The 18,647-nt window shown below is 72.0% G+C and carries 21 protein-coding genes; 12 read left to right on the top strand and 9 right to left on the bottom strand.

The window, feature by feature from the left end; translation table 11 throughout:
• Positions 1–11 precede the first annotated feature (11 nt).
• Genes ABZX75_RS21725 through ABZX75_RS21710 form a run of 4 tightly spaced genes read right to left on the bottom strand, consistent with a single transcriptional unit; the run spans position 12 to position 3,056 of the window.
• Complete coding sequence (locus ABZX75_RS21725; protein ID WP_355412898.1) at positions 12–686, bottom strand: urease accessory UreF family protein; 675 nt, start codon at positions 684–686, stop codon at positions 12–14.
• Positions 687–714: 28 nt separating this feature from the next.
• The gene (locus tag ABZX75_RS21720) at positions 715–2,436 is read right to left on the bottom strand and encodes an urease subunit alpha (protein ID WP_355412896.1); all 1,722 of its coding nucleotides are present in this window, start codon (positions 2,434–2,436) and stop codon (positions 715–717) included.
• On the bottom strand, positions 2,429–2,740 hold the full coding sequence (locus tag ABZX75_RS21715; protein WP_355412894.1) for an urease subunit beta: 312 nt from the start codon (positions 2,738–2,740) through the stop codon (positions 2,429–2,431). The genes ABZX75_RS21720 and ABZX75_RS21715 overlap by 8 nt, the downstream gene beginning before the upstream one ends.
• Before the next feature lie 13 nt (positions 2,741–2,753).
• Positions 2,754–3,056: an urease subunit gamma gene (locus tag ABZX75_RS21710; RefSeq protein ID WP_355412892.1), complete on the bottom strand. Its 303-nt coding sequence runs from the start codon at positions 3,054–3,056 to the stop codon at positions 2,754–2,756.
• A 327-nt stretch (positions 3,057–3,383) separates the two neighbouring features.
• Here ABZX75_RS21710 and ABZX75_RS21705 point away from each other — a divergent pair, with 327 nt between their 5' ends.
• A complete protein-coding gene (locus ABZX75_RS21705; RefSeq protein WP_355412890.1) occupies positions 3,384–3,776 on the top strand; it encodes a VOC family protein in 393 nt (130 codons plus the stop codon).
• A 148-nt stretch (positions 3,777–3,924) separates the two neighbouring features.
• On the opposite strand, the gene ABZX75_RS21700 is transcribed toward ABZX75_RS21705, so the two are convergent.
• Positions 3,925–4,386: an ATP-binding protein gene (locus ABZX75_RS21700; RefSeq protein ID WP_355412888.1), complete on the bottom strand. Its 462-nt coding sequence runs from the start codon at positions 4,384–4,386 to the stop codon at positions 3,925–3,927.
• 197 nt (positions 4,387–4,583) lie between these two features.
• Here ABZX75_RS21700 and ABZX75_RS21695 point away from each other — a divergent pair, with 197 nt between their 5' ends.
• Together ABZX75_RS21695 and ABZX75_RS21690 are read left to right on the top strand one after the other, a co-directional pair.
• Complete coding sequence (locus ABZX75_RS21695; protein ID WP_355412886.1) at positions 4,584–5,468, top strand: helix-turn-helix transcriptional regulator; 885 nt, start codon at positions 4,584–4,586, stop codon at positions 5,466–5,468.
• Positions 5,469–5,480: 12 nt separating this feature from the next.
• Positions 5,481–5,705 carry a DUF397 domain-containing protein gene (locus tag ABZX75_RS21690; protein WP_355412884.1) on the top strand — a complete coding sequence of 75 codons (225 nt, stop codon included), beginning with the start codon at positions 5,481–5,483 and terminating at the stop codon, positions 5,703–5,705.
• 30 nt (positions 5,706–5,735) lie between these two features.
• On the opposite strand, the gene ABZX75_RS21685 is transcribed toward ABZX75_RS21690, so the two are convergent.
• Positions 5,736–6,908 carry an 8-amino-7-oxononanoate synthase gene (locus tag ABZX75_RS21685; RefSeq protein ID WP_355412882.1) on the bottom strand — a complete coding sequence of 391 codons (1,173 nt, stop codon included), beginning with the start codon at positions 6,906–6,908 and terminating at the stop codon, positions 5,736–5,738.
• A gap of 156 nt (positions 6,909–7,064) precedes the next feature.
• Between ABZX75_RS21685 and bioB the strand changes: the two genes are divergently transcribed.
• The 4 genes from bioB (at position 7,065) to ABZX75_RS21665 (ending at position 11,462) form a co-directional block, all read left to right on the top strand.
• On the top strand, positions 7,065–8,348 hold the full coding sequence (gene bioB / locus ABZX75_RS21680) for a biotin synthase BioB (protein WP_355412880.1): 1,284 nt from the start codon (positions 7,065–7,067) through the stop codon (positions 8,346–8,348).
• Between the two features lie 160 nt (positions 8,349–8,508).
• On the top strand, positions 8,509–9,741 hold the full coding sequence (locus ABZX75_RS21675) for an adenosylmethionine--8-amino-7-oxononanoate transaminase (RefSeq protein ID WP_355413029.1): 1,233 nt from the start codon (positions 8,509–8,511) through the stop codon (positions 9,739–9,741).
• Between the two features lie 8 nt (positions 9,742–9,749).
• Entirely contained in the window at positions 9,750–10,508 is a 759-nt protein-coding gene (bioD, locus tag ABZX75_RS21670) for a dethiobiotin synthase (RefSeq protein WP_355412878.1), read from the top strand.
• A 279-nt stretch (positions 10,509–10,787) separates the two neighbouring features.
• On the top strand, positions 10,788–11,462 hold the full coding sequence (locus tag ABZX75_RS21665) for a class I SAM-dependent methyltransferase (RefSeq protein WP_355412876.1): 675 nt from the start codon (positions 10,788–10,790) through the stop codon (positions 11,460–11,462).
• A gap of 50 nt (positions 11,463–11,512) precedes the next feature.
• Here the strand turns inward: ABZX75_RS21665 and ABZX75_RS21660 are convergent, their stop codons facing one another.
• Complete coding sequence (locus tag ABZX75_RS21660) at positions 11,513–11,938, bottom strand: GNAT family N-acetyltransferase (protein ID WP_355412874.1); 426 nt, start codon at positions 11,936–11,938, stop codon at positions 11,513–11,515.
• A gap of 208 nt (positions 11,939–12,146) precedes the next feature.
• Between ABZX75_RS21660 and ABZX75_RS21655 the strand changes: the two genes are divergently transcribed.
• The 5 genes from ABZX75_RS21655 to mug all read left to right on the top strand — a co-directional run bounded on the left by ABZX75_RS21655 (position 12,147) and on the right by mug (position 17,401).
• Positions 12,147–13,478 carry a hemolysin family protein gene (locus ABZX75_RS21655; RefSeq protein WP_355412872.1) on the top strand — a complete coding sequence of 444 codons (1,332 nt, stop codon included), beginning with the start codon at positions 12,147–12,149 and terminating at the stop codon, positions 13,476–13,478.
• Complete coding sequence (locus ABZX75_RS21650; RefSeq protein ID WP_355412870.1) at positions 13,475–14,494, top strand: hemolysin family protein; 1,020 nt, start codon at positions 13,475–13,477, stop codon at positions 14,492–14,494. The genes ABZX75_RS21655 and ABZX75_RS21650 overlap by 4 nt, the downstream gene beginning before the upstream one ends.
• 65 nt (positions 14,495–14,559) lie before the next feature.
• Entirely contained in the window at positions 14,560–15,351 is a 792-nt protein-coding gene (locus ABZX75_RS21645; protein WP_355412868.1) for an SGNH/GDSL hydrolase family protein, read from the top strand.
• Positions 15,352–15,422: 71 nt separating this feature from the next.
• Complete coding sequence (gene purB, locus ABZX75_RS21640; RefSeq protein WP_355412867.1) at positions 15,423–16,856, top strand: adenylosuccinate lyase; 1,434 nt, start codon at positions 15,423–15,425, stop codon at positions 16,854–16,856.
• Positions 16,853–17,401, top strand: a complete 549-nt coding sequence (mug, locus tag ABZX75_RS21635) for a G/U mismatch-specific DNA glycosylase (RefSeq protein WP_355413027.1) — start codon at positions 16,853–16,855, stop codon at positions 17,399–17,401. The genes purB and mug overlap by 4 nt, the downstream gene beginning before the upstream one ends.
• A 15-nt stretch (positions 17,402–17,416) precedes the next feature.
• On the opposite strand, the gene ABZX75_RS21630 is transcribed toward mug, so the two are convergent.
• A complete protein-coding gene (locus ABZX75_RS21630; RefSeq protein ID WP_355412865.1) occupies positions 17,417–17,854 on the bottom strand; it encodes a hypothetical protein in 438 nt (145 codons plus the stop codon).
• Between the two features lie 40 nt (positions 17,855–17,894).
• Entirely contained in the window at positions 17,895–18,647 is a 753-nt protein-coding gene (locus tag ABZX75_RS21625) for an ABC transporter permease (protein WP_355412864.1), read from the bottom strand.

Raw genomic sequence — 18,647 nt, 5'->3', positions numbered from 1 at the left:
GGAAGGTGCGGTCAGGAGGCGAAGAGGCGTACCGGCCAGTCGGCATGGACCTGCGCCGCGATCTCCAGCAGGGGCGAGGAGGCGGCGGGCAGGGCGTCCACGCCCTGTGAGCGGGCCCGCAGCGCGGCCAGCTCCGCCTGAGCGGCGACGGCGTCGAGTTCGGGGGCGAGGCGGGCCAGGACCCCGCTCGCCTCGAAGGGGTCCAGGCCCAGCAGCCGCACCGTCGCCGTCGCGGGCCCGCCGACGCTCTCGTACGCCGCCACGTGCGCGGCATCGCGCGGCCCCAGCCCGGCCGCCCGGGCGGTGAGGCCGAGCACCACCGGCTGATGGGCTCCGCGCGGGAACGCGGCGGCCACTGCCTCCAGTTCGGCGGCGGGCCAGGTGGCCCGGGCGGCCCGCAGCAGCTGCCGGCCAAGCCGCCGGGCGGCGGTGCGCAGCGCGGGCGACGGGGTGCGGGCGTCGGCGGCGGCGTCGAGTTCGGCCGGGTCGATGCCGAGGGCGGCGGCCGCGGCGAGTGCGGCGCAGACGAGTCCGGTGGTGTGCAGGCGGCCCCGGCAGAACTCCTCCAGGGTGGCGGCGTCGTGGATCCGGCCCGCCTTGCAGGCGGCCTCGGCCCCACCGGAGTGGGCGTGCCCCCCGGCGGGGAAGCGGCCGTCGGCGAGGATGAGCAGGGCGGCGCGGCTCATCGGCGTGTGTCCATCAGCGGGGTCCTCATCAGAAGAGGAAGTATCTCTGAGCCATGGGCAGTTCGGCCGCGGGGGCGGGCTCCACGGTCTCCCCGTCGATGGTGACGGTGAAGGTGTCGGCGTCGACCTCCACCGTCGGCATGGCATCGTTGCCCCGCATGTCCGTCTTGCTCACCTTGCGGGTGCTCTCGATGGCCACGAACCGCTTGGCGAGCCCCAGCCGTTCGGGCAGTCCGTCGTCGAGTGCGGCCTGCGCGGTGAAGTTGATCGAGTTGAGGCCGGGCGCGCGTCCCTGACTGCCGAACATCGGTCGGGGCAGGACGGGCTGCGGGGTGGGGATGGAGGCGTTGGCATCGCCCATCTGGGCGTAGGCGATCTGCCCGCCCTTGATCACCAGTTGGGGTTTCACCCCGAAGAAGGCGGGGTTCCACAGCACCAGGTCGGCGAGTTTGCCGGTCTCGACGGAGCCGATCTCCGGGGCGAGGCCCTGGGCCACCGCGGGGTTGATCGTGTACTTGGCCACGTAGCGGCGGGCGCGGTGGTTGTCGGCCGGCCCGTCACCGGGCAGGAAGCCGCGTCGCTTCTTCATCACGTGGGCGGTCTGCCAGGTGCGCAGCACGACCTCGCCGATCCGGCCCATCGCCTGGGAGTCGGAGGAGATGATCGAGATGGCTCCGAGGTCGTGCAGGATGTCCTCGGCCGCGATGGTCGAGGGCCGGATGCGGGACTCGGCGAAGGCGAGGTCTTCGGGGACGGCGGGGTTCAGGTGGTGGCAGACCATCAGCATGTCGAGGTGTTCCTCGACGGTGTTGACGGTGTGCGGCCGGGTGGGATTGGTGGAGCTCGGCAGGACGTTGGGCTCGGAGACGACGGTGATGATGTCGGGTGCGTGCCCGCCGCCCGCGCCCTCGGTGTGGTAGGCGTGGATGGTCCGTCCGGCGATGGCCGCGAGAGTGTCGGCGACGAAACCGGCCTCGTTGAGCGTGTCGGTGTGGATGGCGAGCTGGGCGCCGGTCTCCTCGCAGACGCGCAGGCAGGCGTCGATGACGGCGGGGGTGGCGCCCCAGTCCTCGTGGATCTTGAAGCCGAGGGCACCGCCGCGCAGCTGGGAGTGCATGGCCTCGCTGGACGTGGTGTTGCCCTTGCCGAGGAGGCCGATGTTGACGGGGTAGGCCTCCAGCGCCGCGAACATCCGGGCCAGGTGCCAGGGCCCGGGGGTGATGGTGGTCGCCTTGGTGCCTTCGGCGGGCCCGGTGCCGCCGCCGACGAGGGTGGTGATGCCGGAGGCGAGGGCCTCGTCGACGAGGGTCGGGGAGATGAAGTGCACGTGGGCGTCGATGGCACCGGCGGTGAGGATCTTCCCGTTGCCCGCGATGATCTCGGTCTCGGGGCCGATGACCAGGGCGGGGTCCACCCCGTCCATGGTGTCGGGGTTGCCGGCCTTGCCGATGCCGCAGATCCGCCCGTCGCGGATGCCGATGTCCGCCTTGACGATGCCCCAGTGGTCGAGGACGACCGCCCCGGTGATCACGGTGTCGGGGGCCCCCTCGGCGCGGGTGGTGCGGGCCTGGCCCATGGACTCGCGGATCACCTTGCCCCCGCCGAAGACGGCTTCGTCGCCGGCCCGGCCGGGGCCGCCGGCGAGATCCCGCTCGATCTCGACGAAGAGGTCGGTGTCGGCGAGGCGGATCCGGTCGCCGGCCGTCGGCCCGAAGAGGTCGGCGTACACCTGGCGCGACAGCTCAGCCATCGAGCGGCCCCCCGGTCTCGCCGCGCAGACCCGGTACGGTCCGCAGCCCGCCCAGCGGTACGAGTTCCACCGCGACCGGGATGCCGGGCTCGAAGCGTACGGCCGTGCCGGCGGCGATGTTGAGCCGGAGCCCGTGGGCGGCCGGGCGGTCGAAGTCGAGGCCGGGGTTGGCTTCGGCGAAGTGGTAGTGGGAGCCGACCTGGACCGGGCGGTCGGCGGCGTTGAGCACGGTGAGGCGGGTGACGGGGCAGCCCTCGTTGAGGGCCACCGGGCCGTCGCCGAAGGCGATCTCTCCGGGGATCATGCGGTACTCCCCTTCAGACGATCGGATCGTGGACGGTGACGAGCTTGGTGCCGTCCGGGAAGGTCGCCTCGACCTGGACGTCGTGGATCATCTCGGGGATCCCCTCCATGACGTCCTCCCGGCGCAGTACGGTGCGGCCGGAGGCCATCAGCTCGGCCACGGTCCGGCCGTCGCGGGCGCCTTCGAGGAGGTGCGAGGTGATCAGGGCGACCGCTTCGGGATGGTTGAGGCGGACCCCGCGCGCCTTCCGCTTCGCGGCCACGTCGGCGGCCACGTGGATGAGCAGTCTCTCCTGCTCGTGCGGTGTCAGTTGCACTCGTATCACCAAGCTTCCTGGACAAGATCAACATCGCGTCGGGGTGACCTTAGCGGTCGACAACACCCTGTTGACCTGGGCTTATCCGAGCCAAGAATGTCTTGCCCCACGCGCAGAGAGTTTTTCCGTCGCGACCACCACAGCTTTGCCGGATCATGGGTGATCATTGACGGACGCACGCGACCACCACGCTAGGGGCCGCGTTTTTCCGCTGAGTTAACCCACGTTTCGGGCAGGTACCCGGTTCGGTGCCGGGCCCCCGACGCGAACTTTCCGTATACGGGCCCGCGGGCACGGCGCGCGACGGACCCTCAACCGAGGAGACGCATGTTTCTGAACCCCGTCCGGCACATCACCTTCGACGCCATCGACCCCTACCGGGTGGCCGAGTTCTGGTCCGCCGTCACCGGTTACCCGATCCACCCGGACGATGTGGAAGGTGACGACGAGGTCCTCCTGGAGCCGGGTCAGCCCGGCGTGCCCGGCCTGCTCTTCCTCCGGGTGCCGGATGCCAAGGCCGTCAAGAACCGGGTCCACCTGGACATCCAGCCGCCCGTCGGCACCCGGGACGAGACCGTCGAGCGCCTGGTCGGGCTCGGGGCGAAGGTCGTGGACGACCGGCGCGCGGAGGACGGCGTGATGGGGTGGGTCGTGCTCGCGGACCCGGAGGGCAATGAGCTGTGCATCGAGCGCAGCGCGGTGGAGCGCGGCCTCGTCTGACCCCGCCCGTCGTCCGACCCGCGCATCCCGCCTGCGCGACCGGTGTCCGGTCCCCGGAGCGGGGGTTCACAGCGGTCCGGCAGACGGTTCGGCCGGCGGTCGAACCGATCCCCGGCGATCCGGGGATCCGACTGGTCGGGCGTCCGGTTCAGCCGCCGGTCCGGCCTCCGGCGGCGCTCTTCGCGGCCGCAGCAAGGGTCCAGGGCAGGGCGATCCACACCGTCTTGCCGCCGTCCTCGGTGGGGCTGACCGACAGCCGTCCGCCCGCCTCCGCGGTGAGCCAGCGGATGATGACCATCCCTCGGCCGTTGTCCTGCTGGACGGCGGCCGGGAGCCGCTTGGGCCAGCGCGGGTGACTGTCGGTCACCCCGACGCGGAGCCATTCCCCCCGCTCCAGCCGGAGATCGACGGTGAAGGTCGGCGACTGGCCCAAAGTGTGCTGGACGGCGTTGGTCGCGAGCTCCGAGACGATCAGACGGACGCTGTCGGCGGTGTCGGCGTCATCGGGCAGCCCCCACTCGCCCAGTACCTCCGCGACATAGCGGCGGGCGGCGGCGACCGAGGCGGGATCGCTCGGCAGAGTGACGGATGCTTCCTGATGATCTGCCATGGCGACGGTCCCTTTCCCACCGGGGCGAAGCCGTCCCGGATCTGTGCTGGACGCCAGAGTGCCACCCATCGTGCCGCCGTTTCTGCCGTTCTCCCAGGATATGCATATATCTGTCGCTCAATGCGGTGAACTCTGCTACGGAAGAGCGTATTCGGACGGCAGACTGGTGCGAGCTGTGCCGGTGGAAGGAGGCGGGTGTGCAGCACGGTCCCGCGGTGCGTCGGCGCAAGCTCGGCGAGGAACTGCGTGCCCTGCGCGACCGGTCCGGTCTCACCAGCGGTGAGGCGGCCCGGATCGCGGGATGGCACCAATCGAAGATCAGCCGCATCGAGACGGGGCGCAGCGGCGTCAAACCGGAGGACATCCGCGTGTTGCTCGATGTCTACGGAGACGTCGTCAGCGCCCAGCAACGGGCGCTGCTGGAAGCCCTGTCGGCCTCGGCCGCCGGCCCCGGACCGGGGAGCGGGGCCGGGCGGGGCCGCCAGTGGTGGCACGACTACCGGGGGCTGCTGCCGCAGGAGTACCGCGACTTCATCAGCCTGGAAGCGGGCGCCCGGTCGGCCCGCACCGTGGAACTGTCTGTGGTGCCAGGGCTGTTGCAGACTCCCGGGTACGCGCGGGCCGTGACCCGGGCCGCGCTGGGCGGGCTTCCGGAGCCGAAGGTGGACGCGCTGGTCGACGTACGGCTGGCTCGGCAGTCGGTGCTGCGGGCCGATCCGCCGCTGGAGCTGAGCGCCGTACTGGACGAGGCGGTGCTGCGCCGGCAGATCGGCGGCCCAGGGGTGATGGCGGAGCAGCTGCGGCACCTGGCGGAGGTGGCCCTGCTGCCTCAAGTGTGCTTGCAGGTACTTCCGTTCAGTGTCGGGGGACACCTCGGCCTCACGGGACCGTTCGTCATCTTTTCATTTCCGGACATCGCCGATCTGGATGTGGTGGTACTCGACCATTTGACGAGTAGCCTCTATCTGGAGCGGAAGGAAGACCTAGAGGCCTACAGCGCCGCGTTCCGAACCATCCAGGCGCACGCCCTCCCGCCCCAGGACTCGTCGGACCTCATCAGCTCACTTGCTGACGACGCGTAAGGAGGCACCCTCATGTCCGCAACCCCCTTATCCACCGGCGGACTTCTGAACAGCGCGACCCGGTGGCGGCGAAGCAGCCGCAGTACCGGAATGAACAACTGCGTGGAAGCCGCCGTCCTGAGCGGCGGTCTGCTGGCCGTCCGCGACTCCAAGCGGACGGACGGCCCGGCCGTGCTCTTCACCTGGCCGGCCTGGGACGGCTTCCTCGCTCACGTACGGACGGACGCGCTCCCCTAGGCCGTCTCTTACGGCCTAGGGCTCCGTCGCCTACTGGTCCGTGGCTCCGGCCGGAGCGGTCCGCAGGATCGTCGCCACGGCCCTGGTGATCTCCTCCCCCGTGAGATCGGCCCGGGCGGTCAGCCGCAGCCGGGAGATGCCGTCCGGCACCGACGGCGGCCGGAAGCACCCCACGGACAGACCTGCCTCGCGGCAGTCGGCGGCCCAGCGCAGTGCCGCCGGAGCCGACGGGGCCCGTACCGACACCACGGCCGCGTCCGGCCGGGCCGCGGTCAGGCCGGACGCGGTGAGTCGCCCGTACAGCTGGGCGGCCACCTCCCGGGCGCGGGCGGCCCGCTCCGGTTCCCGCTGGAGCAGGCGCAGGCTCGCCAGCGCCGCGCCCGCGGCGGCCGGAGCGAGCCCCGTGTCGAAGATGAAGGTCCGGGCGGTGTTGACCAGGTGCCGGATCACCTTGGCCGGACCCAGCACGGCTCCGCCCTGACTGCCCAGGGACTTCGAGAGGGTCACGGTGGCGACCACACCGGGGGCGCCCGCGAGCCCGGCGGCGTACAGCGCGCCGCGGCCGCCCTCCCCCAGCACCCCCAGCCCGTGCGCGTCGTCCACCACCAGAGCCGCGCCCTCGTCCTGGCAGGCGGCGGCGTAGGCGGCGAGGGGAGCCGCGTCCCCGTCCACTGAGAACACCGAGTCGCTGACCAGCAGCGCCCGGCCCTCGTGGGCAGCGAGCGTCTTGCGGGCGGTGTCCGGGTCGGAGTGCGGGATCACCGCGGTCTCGGCGCGCGAGAGGCGGCAGCCGTCGACGATCGACGCATGGTTGCCGGCGTCGGAGACGACCAGCGTGCCCCGGTCGCTGAGCGCGGTGACGGCGGCGAGATTGGCCGCATAACCGGAGGAGAGGACCAGCGCGGCCTCGAAGCCGCAGAAGGCGGCGAGCTCCCGCTCCAGCTCCGCGTGGAGCTCGGTCGTCCCCGTGACGAGACGCGAACCGGTGGCCCCGGCCCCCCAGCGCTCGGCCGCCTCCTGCGCGCCGCGCACGGTCTCGCAGTGCCGGGACAGGCCGAGGTAGTCGTTGCTCGCGAGGTCCAGCAGCGGCGAGACGGACGGCCGGGGGCGCAGCGTCCTGACGAGTCCGGCGTGTTCACGGACTCTTTCCGCGGCGTCGATCCAGGCGAACACGTCCACTGGCTCGGGAGCGGGCTGGAGCATCGGCAGGTCCTCGTGTTTTGTCGGCAGTCCACAGATCTGCTCGACCCTAGTCGCCGTGACCTGAGCGTCAGGTGTGGCGATACACACACTCCCATCCGGCCATGTTGTGCGATCTCTCCTTGGCCGGGAGTGCTCGTGTGGTCCAGGATCGGCGTCATGGACCTGCTGAACACCCTGGTGGACAAGGGGCTGCGGCGCGAGCTGCCGACCCGCGAAGAGGCGCTCGCCGTACTGGCGACTTCCGACGACGAACTGCTCGACGTGGTGGCCGCGGCCGGCAAGGTGCGCCGCCAGTGGTTCGGCCGCCGGGTCAAGCTGAACTACCTGGTCAACCTGAAGTCGGGCCTGTGTCCGGAGGATTGCTCGTACTGCTCCCAGCGCCTGGGATCGAAGGCCGAGATCCTCAAGTACACCTGGCTGAAGCCGGAAGAGGCCTCCCAGGCCGCCGCGGCCGGTGTCGCGGGCGGCGCCAAGCGGGTCTGCCTGGTGGCGAGCGGCCGCGGACCCACGGACCGTGACGTGGACCGCGTCGGCAAGACCATCGCCGCGATCAAGGAGCAGAACGAGGGCGTCGAGGTCTGCGCCTGCCTCGGCCTGCTCTCGGACGGCCAGGCGGAACGGCTGCGCGACGCGGGCGCGGACGCCTACAACCACAACCTCAACACGTCCGAGGCGACGTACGGGCAGATCACCAAGACCCACACCTACGCGGACCGGGTCGACACCGTACAGAAGGCGCACGCCGCCGGTCTGTCCGCCTGCTCCGGTCTGATCGCGGGCATGGGCGAGAGCGACGAGGACCTGGTCGACGTCGTCTACTCGCTGCGGGAGCTGGACCCCGACTCGGTGCCGGTCAACTTCCTGATCCCCTTCGAGGGCACCCCGCTCGCCAAGGAGTGGAACCTCACCCCCCAGCGCGCCCTGCGGATCCTCGCGATGGTGCGCTTCGTCTGCCCCGACGTCGAGGTACGGCTCGCGGGCGGGCGCGAGGTGCACCTGCGCACGATGCAGCCGCTGGCGCTGCACCTGGTCAACTCGATCTTCCTCGGCGACTACCTGACCAGTGAGGGCCAGGCCGGGCAGGCGGACCTGGACATGATCGCGGACGCCGGTTTCGAGGTGGAGGGCGCCGGTACGTCGACCCTCCCCGCGCACCGGTCCGACGTGGCGGCGGCCCAGGCGACGGGCGGCGGCTGCGGTGCGCACGGCGCGGACGGGGCTGCGGGCGCTGGCGCGGGGGCAGGTGCCTCGGTGTGCGGTTCGGGTGCGGCTTCCGCGGATGCCCCGGCGGCGGGCGGCTGCGGCTCGGCCTGCGGCGGGTGCTCGGGGCACGCTGGGGCGGCGCCCGTACCGGCGCAGGCCGACGCCGGTGAGGTCAGGTCGGACCTGGTGGCGGTCCGGCGCCGCGGCGCGGGGACGGATCTCGCTCCCAATGCCTGATCCGCACCACGCGTACGACCCGTACGGAGCACCGGTCCAGCAGGTTCCGCAGGGCCCGCCCGGCAGCACGGCGGCCGGAAGCTTGGCGACCGGAAGCTTGGCGACCGGCGCCGAGCTGCTCGCGCTGGACCGGCAGCACGTCTGGCACCCGTACGGCCCGATGCCCGGGCGGCAGGACCCGCTGATCGTCTCCTCCGCCGCCGGGGTCCGGCTGCGGCTGGCCGTCCCGTCCCAGGGACGGGACGAGCTGGTCGACGGCATGTCGTCCTGGTGGTCGGCGATCCACGGCTACAACCACCCGGTGCTGAACGAGGCGGCGACCGACCAGTTGGGCCGGATGTCACACGTGATGTTCGGCGGGCTCACCCACGAGCCCGCCGTCCGGCTCTCCGCGAAGCTCGTCGAGATCACCCCGGCCGGCCTGGAACACGTCTTCCTCTCCGACTCGGGCTCGGTGGCCGTCGAGGTCGCGGTCAAGATGTGCCTCCAGTACTGGCGTTCGCTGGGGCGGACGGGCAAGACCCGGCTGCTGACCTGGCGCGGCGGCTACCACGGTGACACCTGGCAGCCGATGGCCGTCTGCGACCCCGAGGGCGGGATGCACGAGCTGTGGTCGGGCCACCTGCCGCGGCAGGTCTTCGCGGACGCGCCGCCCGGCGACTTCGACACCCCCGTGGACCCGGCGTACGCCGACCACCTGCGCTCCCTGATCGCGGCGCACGCGCACGAACTGGCCGCCGTGATCGTGGAACCGGTGGTGCAGGGCGCGGGCGGCATGCGCTTCCACAACCCCGGCTACCTGCGGGTGCTGCGCGAACTGTGTGACGAGTACGGGGTCCTCCTCGTGCTCGACGAGATCGCCACGGGCTTCGGCCGTACGGGAGCGCTCTTCGCCGCCGATCACGCGGGGATCACCCCGGACGTGATGTGTGTGGGCAAGGCGCTGACCGGCGGCTACCTCAGCCTGGCGGCGACCCTGTGCACGGAGCGGGTGGCCGACGGGATCTCGCAGGGCGACGTTCCGGTGCTCGCGCACGGGCCGACCTTCATGGGCAACCCCCTCGCCACCGCCGTGGCGCTGGCCTCCATCGACCTGCTGCTCGGCCAGGACTGGGCCCACGAGGTCAAGCGGATCGAGGCGGGCCTGCGCGAGGGCCTGGCGGCGGCCGCCGGGCTCCCCGGAGTCCGCGACGTCCGCGTGCTGGGCGCGATCGGCGTGATCCAGCTGGATCACCCGGTCGACATGGCCGCCGCCACCCGGGCGGCGGTCCGCGAGGGCGTCTGGCTGCGCCCGTTCCGGGACCTGATCTACACGATGCCGCCGTTCGTCACGAGCGACGCCGACATCGCACGAATCTGCCGCGCGGTGTGCGCCGCAGCGCAGGAAGGCTGAGGTCGTCGATGACAGTTCTGATCGTCTCGGGCACGGGCACGGAGATCGGCAAGACGATCGTCACGTCGGCGATCGCGGCCGCGGCGGTGGCGGCCGGCCGCTCGGTGGCGGTGCTCAAACCCGCCCAGACCGGCGTCGGCCCGGACGAGCCCGGGGACGCCGCCGAGGCGGTTCGCCTGGGCGGCCCGACGGTGACGGCAGTGGAACTGGCCCGCTACCCGGAGCCGCTGGCCCCGGACACGGCGGCCCGCCGCTCGGGGCTTCCCACGCTCGCGCCCGCCGACATCGCGGAGGCGGCCGCGCGGCTGGCTGCCGTACACGACGTGGTGCTGGTGGAGGGCGCGGGCGGGCTCCTCGTCCGCTTCGACGAGGCGGGCCACTCCCTCGCGGACGCGGCCCGGCTGCTCGGCGCCCCCGTCCTGGTGGTGGCCCCGGCGGGCCTCGGCACCCTCAACTCCGCCGCCCTGACGGCGGAAGCCCTCCGGGCGCGGGACCTGACACCGCTGGGCGTGGTGGTCGGCAGCTGGCCGGCGGTCCCCGACCTGGCCTCCCGCTGCAACCTGGCGGACCTCCCGAAGGTGTCGGGCATCCCCCTGCTGGGCGCGGTCCCGGAAGGCTCGGGAGGCCTGGCGCCCGCCGACTTCCGCGCATCGGCCCCCTCTTGGCTGGCCCCGCCCCTCTCGGGCACCTGGTCGGCGGAGTCCTTCCTCACCGCGTGGGCCCCACCTGCGTTCGAGGCGCGGTACTCCGGCCCCACCGGCGTCTGAGGCGGCACTGCGGCACCACCCGCGCGCCCCGCCCGCGTCCGAGGCACGGCCCTCCGGCACCGCCCGCGAGCCCCACGCCGCGTCCGAGGCACGGCACTCCAGCCCTGTCGGCGGTCGAGGCGCGGGCCCCACGCGGACGCCCCAGGGCCATGCCCGCCCGCCAGGAACCGGGCGGGGCGGAGCCCGGCAGCCATCCGCGCACGCAGCCCGCAGGGGTGAGGCGCCGCGGGCCGGGCATCCTGGAGGTACGGGTACGTCCGCCGCCCCCGGAGGTCCGTCATGCCGTTGCGCGCCAAACCGGCCCTGTCCCACGACCCCGTCCACCACCCCCTCTTCGCCCGGTTCTACGCCCGTGCCAGCGTCGCCGCCGAGACCCGCGGCGGCATCGCCGCCCTCCGCCGCGAACTGCTGCACGGCGTCAGCGGCCGCGTCATCGAGATCGGCGCCGGCAACGGACTCAACTTCGCCCACTACCCCCGCGCCGTCTCCGAAGTGGTCGCCGTCGAACCGGAGCGCAGTCTCCGCCGCCTCGCGACCACCGCCGCCCTGCGCGCCGAGGTCCCCGTGGACGTCGTCCCGGGCGCCGCCGAGGCACTGCCGGTCAAGAGCGAGGCGTTCGATGCCGCCGTCGCCTCACTCGTGCTGTGCACCGTGCGGGACCTCCCGCGCTCCCTCTCCGAGCTGCACCGGGTGCTGCGGCCCGACGCCGAGCTGCGCTTCCTGGAGCACGGTCTCGCCCCCGGTCCCGGCATGGCGGCCGTCCAGCGCGCCCTGGACCGGACCGTCTGGCCCCTCCTCTTCGGCGGCTGCCACACCGCCCGCGACCCGCTCGCCTCGATCGAGGCCGCCGGTTTCCGGATCGTCTCGCAGCGCAGTTTCCGCCTTCCCGAGCGCGGGCCGGCCTTCCCCACCTCGTACTGCGTGATCGGATCGGCGCGCCGCTCCCCCGAGTGAGCGTCCGGGGTGTCAGGGAGCGACCCGCGCATCAGTGGGCGACCCGCGCGTCAGCCGCCGAGCGGCTTGACCCATCGGGTCCAGTGGTCCTCGGGCCGGTATCCGGCCGCGCCCCACGCGCGGTGTGCCTGCTCGTTGCGGTCGAGCACCATCGCGTCCCCGCGTCGGCCGCCGAGCGCCCTGAAGCGGTCCTCGGCGGCGGCCAGCAGCGCCGCCCCGATCCCCTGGCGCCGGTGTCCCGGGTGCACGGCGAGCCGGTAGAGGTGGCAGCGCCAGCCGTCGAACCCCGCGATCACGGTGCCGACCAGTACGCCGTCGCGCCGGGCGAGCAGCAGTGCGTACGGGTCGCGGTCGTGGAGGCGCTCGACCCCGGCGAGGTCGTCGCTGATACTCGTTCCCTCGGCAGCGGTCTTCCAGAAGTCCAGAACGGCGCTGAGGTCGGCCGTCGATGCGGGACCGATGTCGAGATCACTCATGTCCGGGATCCCATCATCCGGGCGTACTGCGCCAAAAGAATGATCCGCTGTCTTTGCCCTTCCTTTACTATGGCGGGCAACAGTTCCCCTCGAATGAAAGGTGTGAGCGTCCGCCCATGGGCGAGCCTCCCAGTCCCCGTCCCTGCCGCGAGCGACATCGCGCGATACCCCTCCTCCTGGCTGATCATGGGACGGAGGTGAGGGACCGATGACCGAAGTGCTCCTGCTCCTCGTGGCGCTGCTGCTCTGCCTTGCCTGCGGAGTCTTCGTCGCGGCGGAGTTCTCGCTGACGACGATCGAGCGCAGCGAGCTCGAACGAGCCGTCGAGCGCGGTGAGCGCGGGGCCGACAGCGCCTTGGCGGCCGTCCGCAGCCTGACGTTCCAGCTCTCCGGAGCCCAGCTCGGAATCACCGTGACCGGCCTGGTCATCGGCATGATCTCCAAGCCCTCGATCGCCGCCTTGCTGGAGGGTCCCTTCACGTGGATGGGGCTGTCGGCCGGCGCCGCCTCCTCCACCGCCCTGGTCCTCGGCACCGTCTTGTCGACCATCGTCCTGATGGTCGTCGGCGAGCTCGTGCCCAAGAACTGGGCGATCTCCTCGCCGCTGGCGATCGCCAAGCGGGTGGCCACCATGCAGCGGGTCTTCAGCCGTGCCTTCAAGCCGCTCATCGCCCATCTGAACAGCACGGCGAACCACATGGTGCGCCGCTTGGGCATGGAGCCGGCCGACGAACTGGCCTCCGCGCGGACCCCGCAGGAGCTGATCGCGCTGGCACGGCACTCCGCCCGGGCGGGAGCGCTGGAGAAGGACGCAGCCGAGCTGTTCGTGCGGACCCTGAACCTCGCCGATCTGACCGCGCAGAATGTGATGACCCCGCGCGTCCAGGTCACCGCCCTGGACGTACAGGCCACCGCCGAAGACGTGGCGAATGCGACGATGGCGACCGGCCTGTCGCGCTTCCCGGTCTACCGGGGCAGCCTCGACACCGTCGTGGGCACCGTCCATATCAAGGACGTACTGGCGCTGCCCGCCGAGGACCGCCGCCTCCGCCCGGTGTCGCAGCTGCTGCGCGAACCGCTCCTGGTACCGGAGTCGCTGACCGTGGACCGGCTGCTGGACCGGCTGTCGGGCAAGCAGACGATGGCCGTGGTCATCGACGAGTACGGCGGCACGGCCGGTGTGGCCACGCTGGAGGACATCGTCGAGGAAGTCGTCGGCGAGGTCCGCGACGAACACGACCCGCACGAGACCCCGGACCTGGCCCCGGCGGGTACGGATCCCGCCGGGCGCTCGCTCTACTCGGCCGACGGGGCCGCGCGCACCGACCAGCTCGAGCGGATCGGGCTGCGAGTGCCGGACGGCCCGTACGAGACGCTGGCCGGTCTGATCGCGACCGGCCTGGGCCGGATCCCGGTCGTCGGCGACAGCCTGGAGCTGGACGGCTGGCAGCTGGACGTGGTGGACGCCGGCGGTCGACGCGCCGCGCGGGTACTGCTGCACGTGCCGGCTGAGAACCATGGTGAGGAGAAGGCCCGATGACCGCGATCCAGTTGCTGATCGGCCTGGCGACCCTGCTCGTCAACGCCTTCTTCGTCGGCGCGGAGTTCGCGCTGATCTCGGTCCGGCGCAGCCAGATCGAGCCGTACGCCGACCGGGACGACCGGCGGGCCCGCGCCGTCCTGTGGGGCCTGGAGCACGTGTCGGCGCTGATGGCGGCGGCGCAGCTGGGCATCACGCTGTGCACCCTGGTGCTGGGTGTGGTGGCCGAACCGGCCATCGCGCACCTGCTGACCCCGCTGTTCGACCTCTTCGGGGTACCGGGCGGCGTGACGCACGCCGTCTCCTTCGTGGTGGCGCTGGCGCTGGCGACGTATCTGCACATGCTCTTCGGCGAGATGGTCCCGAAGAACGTGGCGCTCGCCGAGCCGGTGCGCACCGCGCTGCTGCTGGGGCCGCCGCTGGTGGCCCTCACGAGGGCGCTGAAGCCGGTGATCTTCTCGATCAACGCCTTCGCCAACGCGCTGCTGCGGCTGCTGCGGGTGGATGTGAAGGGCGAGGTCTCGGCGACCTTCTCCTACGACGAACTGGCGCGGATAGTCAAGGACTCCAGTGAGGCGGGTCTCCTGGACGACCGGGCGAGCGAGCGGCTGCACGACGCCCTGGAACTGGGCCGTCGGCCGGTCACCGATGTGGTGCTGTCGGCGGACCGAGTGGTTCCGGCCCGGGAGGGCATCACTCCGGCCGGGCTGGAGCGGCTGTCGGCAGAATCCGGTTACTCCCGCTTCCCCGTGATCGACGCCCGCCACAAGATCCTGGGCTACTTGCACGTCAAGGACACCCTGGACGTTGAGGTGCGGGACCAGCCCTTCCCCCGGTCGGCTCTCCGGCCGATCGCGCGGGTGCGGGCGGAGACTCCGCTGGACGACGTGCTGACCGCCATGCGGCGCAGCCGGACGCATCTGGCGGCGGTGCTCGGGCCGGACGGCGCCTTGACGGGGCTGGTGACGATGGAGGACGTCCTGCGCGAGCTGTTTGGCAGGCCGGCGGCCGCGTAGCCGGTACGCGAGTGCGGTGTCCGGCCCTGCCCAGCCGGGATACCGCGCGGTAACATCGCTCCGTCATGGAATTGAATGCGTCTTACACCAGTTTCGTCGCGGTCGGCGACTCCTTCACCGAGGGCATGTCGGACCTGCTGCCGAACGGCTCCTACCGTGGCTGGGCCGACCTGCTGGCCGCCCGCCTCGCGGCGCGGGAGCCGGGCTTCCGCTACGCGAACCTCGCGGTGCGCGGCAAGCTCATCGGGCAGATCGCCGAGGAGCAGGCTCCGGCGGCGGCGACGATGGGCGCCGACGTGGTGACCCTGGTGGGCGGGCTCAACGACGCGCTGCGCCCCAAGGTGGACATGGGCAGGGTGCGCGGTCACCTGGAGGCGGCGGTGGAACTGCTCGCACCCTCCTGCAAGCACCTCGTCCTGATGCGCTCCCCGGGCCGCAACGGGCCCGTGATGGACCGTTTCCGGCCCCGCATGGAGGAACTCTTCGCGATCATCGAGGAGCTCGCCGCACGGCACGGCGCCCTGGTGGTGGACCTGTACGGGGCTCCCGCACTCGCCGACCAGCGCATGTGGGACGTCGACCGGCTGCACCTGACGGCCGAGGGCCACCGCCGGGTGACGGAGGCCGTCTGGCAGGCGCTGGGTCTGCCCGCCGAGGAGGACTGGCGCACCGATCTGCCGGTCGCGGCGCCGCCAAGCTGGGCGGTACGCAGGGCGCAGGACCTGAGCTTCGCCCGGCAGCACCTGCTCCCCTGGGTCGGCCGCCGCCTGACGGGCCGCTCCTCCGGGGACGGCCGGCCGGCCAAGCGCCCCGAGCTGCTCCCGTACGAGGGCGAGGCCGGCGAGCGGCTCTCGTAGCAAGGCACAATCGGGAGCGGAGCCCCTACCTGCGTAAACGCACAGCGGCAGCCCAAGTAGAATCCCTCCACGTGACAGCCAAGCCCCGCATCCCCAATGTCCTGGCCGGCCGCTACGCCTCCGCGGAGCTCGCCGTCCTGTGGTCCCCCGAGTACAAGGTGACGCTGGAGCGGCGGCTGTGGCTCGCCGTACTGCGCGCCCAGAAGGACCTCGGTATCGAGGTCCCGGACGCGGCCCTCGCCGACTACGAGCGCGTCCTCGAGACCGTGGACCTCGCCTCCATCGCCGAGCGCGAGAAGGTCACCCGGCACGACGTGAAGGCCCGGATCGAGGAGTTCAACGCCCTCGCCGGCCACGAGCACGTCCACAAGGGCATGACCTCCCGCGACCTCACCGAGAACGTGGAGCAGCTGCAGATCCGGCTCTCGCTGGAGCTGGCCCGCGACCGCACGGTCGCCGTCCTCTCCCGCCTCGGCAAGCTCGCCGGCGAGCACGCCGAGCTGGTCATGGCCGGCCGCTCCCACAACGTGGCCGCGCAGGCCACCACCCTGGGCAAGCGCTTCGCCACCGCGGCCGACGAACTGCTGGTCGCCTACGACCGCCTCGAGGACCTGCTCTGCCGCTACCCGCTGCGCGGCATCAAGGGCCCGGTCGGCACCGCACAGGACATGCTCGACCTGCTGGGCGGCGACACCGCCAAGCTCGCCGAGCTGGAGCAGCGGATCGCCGGCCACCTCGGTTTCGCCCAGGCCTTCACCTCCGTCGGCCAGGTCTACCCCCGCTCGCTCGACTACGACGTGGTCACCGCCCTGGTGCAGCTGGCCGCCGCTCCGTCGTCGATCGCCAAGACGATCCGCCTGATGGCCGGCCACGAACTGGTCACCGAGGGCTTCAAGCCCGGCCAGGTCGGCTCCTCCGCGATGCCCCACAAGATGAACACCCGCTCCTGCGAGCGCGTGAACGGCCTGATGGTCATCCTGCGCGGCTACGCCTCGATGACCGGCGAACTGGCCGGCGACCAGTGGAATGAGGGCGACGTCTCCTGCTCCGTGGTCCGCCGCGTGGCCCTGCCGGACGCGTTCTTCGCCTTCGACGGCCTGCTGGAGACCTTCCTGACCGTCCTGGACGAGTTCGGCGCCTTCCCCGCCGTCGTCGCCCGCGAGCTGGACCGCTACCTCCCCTTCCTCGCGACCACCAAGGTCCTGATGGGCGCGGTGCGGGCCGGCGTGGGCCGCGAGGCCGCCCACGAGGTCATCAAGGAGCACGCCGTGGCCTCCGCACTGGCCATGCGCGAGCAGGGCGCCGAGCGCAACGAGCTGCTGGACAAGCTGGCCGCCGACGAGCGGATGCCGCTGGACCGGGCCCAGCTCGACGCCCTGATGGCCGACAAGCTGTCCTTCACGGGCGCCGCCGGTGGCCAGGTCGCGGCGGTGGTCTCCCGTATCGAGGCGATCGCCAAGCAGCACCCTGAGGCCGCCGGGTACGTGCCGGGGTCGATCCTCTGACCCCCGACGAGCTGTCCGCCGCCCGTGACCGCGTCCTCCCGGACGTGGTCGCGGGCGGTCTGCGCGTCCTCTTCTGCGGAATCAATCCAGGACTCCTCTCCGCCGCGACGGGCCACCATTTCGCCCGCCCCGGCAACCGGTTCTGGCCGGTGCTGCACCTATCGGGCTTCACCCCGCGCCGGCTGGCCCCCTCCGAGCAGGACGAACTCCTCACCTACCGCCTGGGCATCACCAACGTGGTCGCCCGGGCCACCGCCCGCGCCGACGAACTATCCGCCGAGGAGTTCCGCGAGGGTGGCCGCATCCTGAGCGCCAAGGTGGAACAGCTGCGCCCCCAATGGCTGGCGGTGGTGGGTGTCACCGCATACCGCACCGCCTTCGGAGAAAGGAAAGCGCAGATCGGCCCCCAGGAGCGGACCATCGGCTCCACCCGCATCTGGGCCCTTCCCAACCCCAGCGGCCTCAACGCCCACTGGACGGCCGATTCCATGGCCCAGGAGTACGCCCGCCTCCGTGCCGCCGCCGAAAGCGCCGCCGGCTCCTGATCCCTCCGCCCCCTCCTACGGCGGGTCGACCACGGTGACTCCGGCCATCAGCAGGTACGGTCCCTCGGCGTCCCACTGCGCCACGTAGGCGACCAGCCACTGGCCCTCGACCCGCCACAGACGGAGATGGTCGGTGGTATTGCTCATCTCATGCCACGGCTGCGGTATCGCCTCCCCCTCCAAGACCCGGTCCAACACGGATGTCAGGCTGAACATCTGCGGCTCCCCCCACCGGCCGGTCAGGGCCTGTGCGAGGGCGCCGCATTCGGCGCCGATCTGATCGGCCGCCTCCGCCCGTCCCGACCCGTCGTCGTCCCAGAAGTCACTGGTCCGCCCGAGCTGGACGAGGTGGTAGCCCGGGCCGCTGGTCCGTCCGCCGGACCCGCCCCGCTCGGTGGGGAACTCCCGCGCCCGGAGCCGATCGATCGTGTCGAGATGCTCTGCCGTGGTCATACCGTCAGTATTCCGAGGTGCACTGACAACTGGCGCGGCATCACGCGTCGCGGTGGCGCACCGCGGCCCAGCCGGCGACCAGCGCCGCGAGCGACCACAGGGCGGCCACCCCGAGCCCGGTCCAGGGGCCGAGCGAACCCTGCGCCTCCATCCGCATCACCATCTGGCCGGCCCGGTCGGGCATGAACTGTCCCGCTCCGCCCACGACTTGACCGACCACGAACGGAACGATCAGGAGGAAGGGTATGAGCAGGCACATCACCAGGGTGCCGCTGCGCGCCAGGGCGGTGAGCCCGGCCGAGAGCAGCGCGATCAGCATCAGGTAGACACCACTGCCGAAGACCGCCCGCAGGGCGCCCGGGTCGCCCAGGGCGAGAGCGTAGTCGCCCATGAAGGCCTGCCCGGCCAGGAAGGTGATGAGCCCGCTGACCTGCCCGACGAGGAAGGCGAGCCCGGCAATCATCGCGACCTTGGCGAGGTAGAGGCGAGTCCTGTTCGGCACGGCGGTGAGCGAGACCCGCAGGGCTCCGTCCCGGAACTCACCGGCCAGAGCGGTGGCACCGAACGCGATGGCGGCTATCTGCCCGAAGTTGATGCCGTAGAAGGCCGCGAGTAGCGGATCGTCCCCCATCGCGTCCTCCTGCGCCGTGCCGATCACCGCCGCCGTGAGGACCGTTATGCCCACGGTGGCGACGAAGACTGCGATGAGGGACCCGAGGACGGAGCGGGCGGACCGTATCTTGATCCATTCCGAGTACAGGACGGGGATGGTGGGCAGGGCGGCTGCGCTCAT

The organism is Streptomyces sp. NPDC003038 (genome assembly GCF_040611115.1).
Taxonomy (GTDB): Bacteria; Actinomycetota; Actinomycetes; order Streptomycetales; family Streptomycetaceae; genus Streptomyces.
The sequence above is the reverse complement of the archived record's forward strand: the minus strand, read 5'-3'. Positions and strand labels throughout refer to the sequence as shown.